The organism is Buchnera aphidicola (Pemphigus immunis) (genome assembly GCF_964059115.1).
GTDB lineage: Bacteria > Pseudomonadota > Gammaproteobacteria > Enterobacterales > Enterobacteriaceae > Buchnera_C > Buchnera_C aphidicola_C.
The window spans coordinates 1-4,405 of sequence record NZ_OZ060411.1; the positions used below are offsets into that span (position 1 = coordinate 1).

General features: G+C 24.8%; 3 protein-coding genes and 1 pseudogene. All 4 read left to right on the plus strand.

The genetic code is table 11. The features are described 5' to 3' along the window. The first annotated feature begins 297 nt into the window (after nucleotides 1–297). The gene (locus tag AB4W77_RS02700; protein ID WP_367681703.1) at nucleotides 298–648 is read left to right on the plus strand and encodes a glutamine amidotransferase-related protein; all 351 of its coding nucleotides are present in this window, start codon (nucleotides 298–300) and stop codon (nucleotides 646–648) included. A 56-nt stretch (nucleotides 649–704) separates the two neighbouring features. Next, nucleotides 705–1,667, plus strand: coding sequence for a RepB family plasmid replication initiator protein (locus AB4W77_RS02705; RefSeq protein WP_367681704.1), 963 nt, complete (start codon nucleotides 705–707; stop codon nucleotides 1,665–1,667). A 528-nt stretch (nucleotides 1,668–2,195) separates the two neighbouring features. Beyond that, nucleotides 2,196–3,758, plus strand: a complete 1,563-nt coding sequence (locus AB4W77_RS02710; RefSeq protein WP_367681705.1) for an anthranilate synthase component 1 — start codon at nucleotides 2,196–2,198, stop codon at nucleotides 3,756–3,758. Then, nucleotides 3,758–4,327: pseudogene (locus AB4W77_RS02715) on the plus strand (aminodeoxychorismate/anthranilate synthase component II); the annotation flags it as partial. The gene AB4W77_RS02710 and the pseudogene AB4W77_RS02715, both read left to right, overlap by 1 nt. Nucleotides 4,328–4,405 lie beyond the last annotated feature (78 nt).

The following is a 4,405-nucleotide window of genomic DNA, read 5'->3' on the forward strand; positions in this document are numbered from 1 at the left end:
AAAAAAAAACAACAAACTATAAAACAAGCATTAAAAATAAATTTAATATGATTTCATAAAAATATTGTTTAAAAATAAAAACTAATTTTTTTAAAAACGTATTGTTAAGAAGTAAAAAATAATTATTACAGATAATTGTTATAAAATATACTTTATAAATAATATCGGAACAGGAGAAGCAGGAGAAGGATTAGTATTAGACTCTGTAACGCAATAAGAGGCTAATGAGAGCCGAAATAAAGCTCAGGCAGTAATCCAGTCAACAATTCTCGATAAACGCTCCAGAGAGCTCGTTTAATGGCTAATTTGCTTCTTTTAGATAATATCGATTCGTTTACTTATAATTTAGTTGATCAGTTACGTATCAGCCTACTTAAATTTATTATATATCGTCATTATGTTGCTACATCAAGAATCATTGATGCTCTCTCAAAAAAAAATAATCCATTTCCGGTAGCAAGATATCATTCTTTAATTTGCAAAAGAGTACCAGAAAAATTTATTGTAAACGCATCTTTTAATAAAATTATTATGGCAATAAGAAATGATTGTGAACGTATTTGTGGATTTCAGTTCCATCCTGAATCAATTTTAACACCTCAAGGGACAAAACTTCTCAATCAAACTTTAAATTGGGCTATAAAATAAACATGTTATAATAATAATATAATTAAAAAATAAAGAATTTATCTGATACTATCAATATGCTTTTATTTAAAATATTGCAATCAAAATTCAAAAAAGATGAGTATTCAAATACTATAGAAATTTATGATGCAATACCAAAATATGTTTGGAATCAAAAAAAAGAAAATGTAAATTTATCGAATGCTATTCTAATACGACACTGTAATTTAAGAGGAAAACGATTTTTAATTAAAATTAAACCAGCCATTATTGAAAAAACAAACTTTAATACTGAATTAATTTATCCAGGACAAAGAGAAGAAATTTTAGAAGATGTTTTGAGAAAATTAGCTGTAGAAGGAAAAGGTAAAATAATTGATGGAAAAGCAGGAGTAATATTTACTCTTTATGAATTACAAAAAGAACTGATTAAAGTTGGACATGGATACAACTTAAATGAAATTAAAGAAGCTATACAAGTTTGCCAAGGAGCGACTCTTGAGTGCATTAGTAATGATAAAAAAGTATTTATTAGTAGTAGTTTTTTCCCTGTAATTAGTTTAACTACAAAAAAATTTTTAACGACAAATAAAAATAAAGGAATATGTTATATTCAATTTAATCCTCTTGTAAATAACGCTATTAATAATTTATCCTTCCGACAATATAATTACACAATAGGGATGCAAATTCGTTCTCCTTTAGCTAGATATATGTATAAAAGAATGAGTCATTATTGGGTTCAAGCTCATAAATTGTCGCCTTATACTCCTTCCCTTATCAGTTTTTTAAATTGTAGTTCTAGAGAATTAAGTTTACGAATTTCAGAAAATATTAGAGCAATGAAAAACGCTCTCGATATTCTTATTAAGAAAAAAGTAATCAATTCGTATAAGTCCAATAAAAAAAAATATGGACGTAAAATTATAGATGTGAAATATGTCATTATCCCTCATCAAAACTTTGTGAAACAGATAATGAGATCTAACAAAAAAAAACAACAAACTATAAAACAAGCATTAAAAATAAATTTAATATGATTTCATAAAAATATTGTTTAAAAATAAAAACTAATTTTTTTAAAAACGTATTGTTAAGAAGTAAAAAATAATTATTTCTTAAAAATACGTTTTTTTATTTAAAAAAATAAAAAAATTTTATTAAAAAAATAAAAAGATATTTTTGTTTCAATTAATGCTTATTTTTTAAAAAATAAAGAAAATTTTAAACAACAATATATGGGAATGTTGCACAGTTCATTATTAAAAAGTTATTTAAAATCAAATAGTTAACAAACATTTATAGCTGCTTATCCCTTAAAACAATTAAATATATACTCCTATGTATACTTCAGTTATTATTATATAAATATATATATATATTTAATTATCTTATATATAAGCGAGATTTTGGTGAAAATCTGTAAAAAAAAAATGTTATTTTATTGACTTTTTATTGGTTAATGAGTTAACTATTATTTAGGTTTATAAAAATAATTTTCTAGAATTATTCTTCCAATTTATTTTTATAAAACATTTCTAATTATCAATTTTATGGAATAAAAAATAATGAAAAATAGGCGATATGAGGTTGAAATATTGCAAATTGAAGGAATTTATCAATCTGATCCGACTACCATTTTTAATCAACTTTGTAATAAAAAAAAATTTACTTTGTTATTGGAATCAGCTGAAATAGATAAAAAACATGCTTTAGAAAGTATGATAATAATAGATAGCGCTTTAAGAATATCTTCTTTAGATAATATCGTAACAGTAGAAGCACTAACAGAAAATGGTAAATCGCTTTTATTGAAATTAGATTTACTGTTACCTCATACTGTTAAAAACATTTCATTAGAAAATAGCCGAAGATTAATATTTCCATTTATGAATCATGAAATAGATGAAGATAAAAAATTAAGATCTATATCTATATTTGATACTTTTAGATTATTATTAAAAACAATGAAAATACCAAAAAATTTAACAAAATCAATGTTTTTTGGAGGTCTTTTTTCATATGATCTTGTTAATAATTTTGAAAAGTTACCTATTTTAAAAAGAAATCAAAAATGTCCAGATCTATGTTTTTATTTAGCTGAAACGTTATTGAGTTTAGATCATCAAAAGAAAAATTGTATTATACAAAGTAGTTTGTTTAATGGAAAATCTTCAGAAAAAAATCGATTAAAAAAAAATTTACAAGAAATAAAAATCAAATTAACTCGAAATTTACCAATAATAGAACATAAAAAAATTGATCAAATTTCCTTAAAATGTAATTTAACCGATAAAGAGTACATAAAAATTATAAAAAAAATGAAGAAATCGATTAAGCAAGGAGACATATTTCAAGTAGTTCCTTCTAGAAAATTTTATTTACCTTGTGTTAACTCATTATCAGCTTACCAAAGATTAAAAGAAAGCAATCCAAGTCCATATATGTTTTTTATGCAAGATTCAGATTTCACCTTATTTGGAGCATCACCTGAAAGTTCATTAAAATATGACTCTAAAAGTAAAAAAATTGAAATTTATCCAATTGCTGGAACAAGACCTAGAGGAAAAAAAGAAAATGGATCAATAGATTTAGATTTAGATAGTAAAATAGAATTAGAAATGAGAATGAATGAAAAAGAACTATCAGAACATTTAATGTTAGTAGATTTAGCCCGTAATGATTTAGCACGAATATGTGAACCAGGTAGCCGTTATGTTGCTAGTTTAACAAAAGTTGATCGTTACTCATGTGTTATGCATTTAGTTTCCAAAATAGTTGGATATTTAAAATCTAATTTAGATATTTTTCATGCTTATTGTGCTTGCATGAATATGGGAACTTTAACTGGAGCTCCTAAAATTAAAGCTATGGAATTAATTTCAAAATTTGAAAAAGAAAGAAGAGGAAGTTATGGGGGATCCATAGGATATTTTACAGAATCTAAAAATTTCGATACATGTATTATTATACGTTCCGCTTATGTAGAAAATAATTTAGCAACAGTACAAGCAGGAGCAGGTATAGTATTAGACTCTGTACCGCAAGAAGAGGCTAATGAGAGCCGAAATAAAGCTCAAGCAGTAATCCAGGCAATAATTTATGCCCATAGCTCCAGAGAGGTCGTTTAATGGCTAATTTACTTCTTTTAGATAATATCGATTCATTTACTTATAATTTAGTTGATCAATTACGAATCAGCCAACATAAAGTTATTATATATCGTAATTATGTTTCTACATCAACAATCATTAATGCTCTTTTGAAAATAAATAATCCTATATTAATATTATCTCCTGGACCTGGAAAGCCAGAAGAGGCAGGATGCATGTTAAAATTATTAAAAATACTTAAAGGGAAAATACCTATAATTGGAATTTGTTTAGGACATCAAGCAATTGTTCAAGTTTATGGAGGAGAAATTGGATACGCAAAAAAAATATTACACGGTAAAGTTTCTATGATTAATCACGATAATAAAAAAATGTTTTTAAATATAGATAATCCATTTCCGGTAGCAAGATATCATTCTTTAATTTGCAAAAGAGTACCAGAAAAATTTATTGTAAACGCATCTTTTAATAAAATTATTATGGCAATAAGAAATGATTGTGAACGTATTTGTGGATTTCAGTTCCATCCTGAATCAATTTTAACACCTCAAGGGACAAAACTTCTCAATCAAACTTTAAATTGGGCTATAAAATAAACATGTTATAATAATAATATAATTAAAAAATAAAGAATTTATCTGATACTATCAATATGCTTTTATTTA

Coding starts and splice junctions, on each gene's coding strand:
- AB4W77_RS02710 (WP_367681705.1), top strand. CDS start 2,196: ATGAAAAATAGGCGATATGAGGTTGAAATATTGCAAATTGAAGGAATT.
- AB4W77_RS02700 (WP_367681703.1), top strand. CDS start 298: ATGGCTAATTTGCTTCTTTTAGATAATATCGATTCGTTTACTTATAAT.
- AB4W77_RS02705 (WP_367681704.1), top strand. CDS start 705: ATGCTTTTATTTAAAATATTGCAATCAAAATTCAAAAAAGATGAGTAT.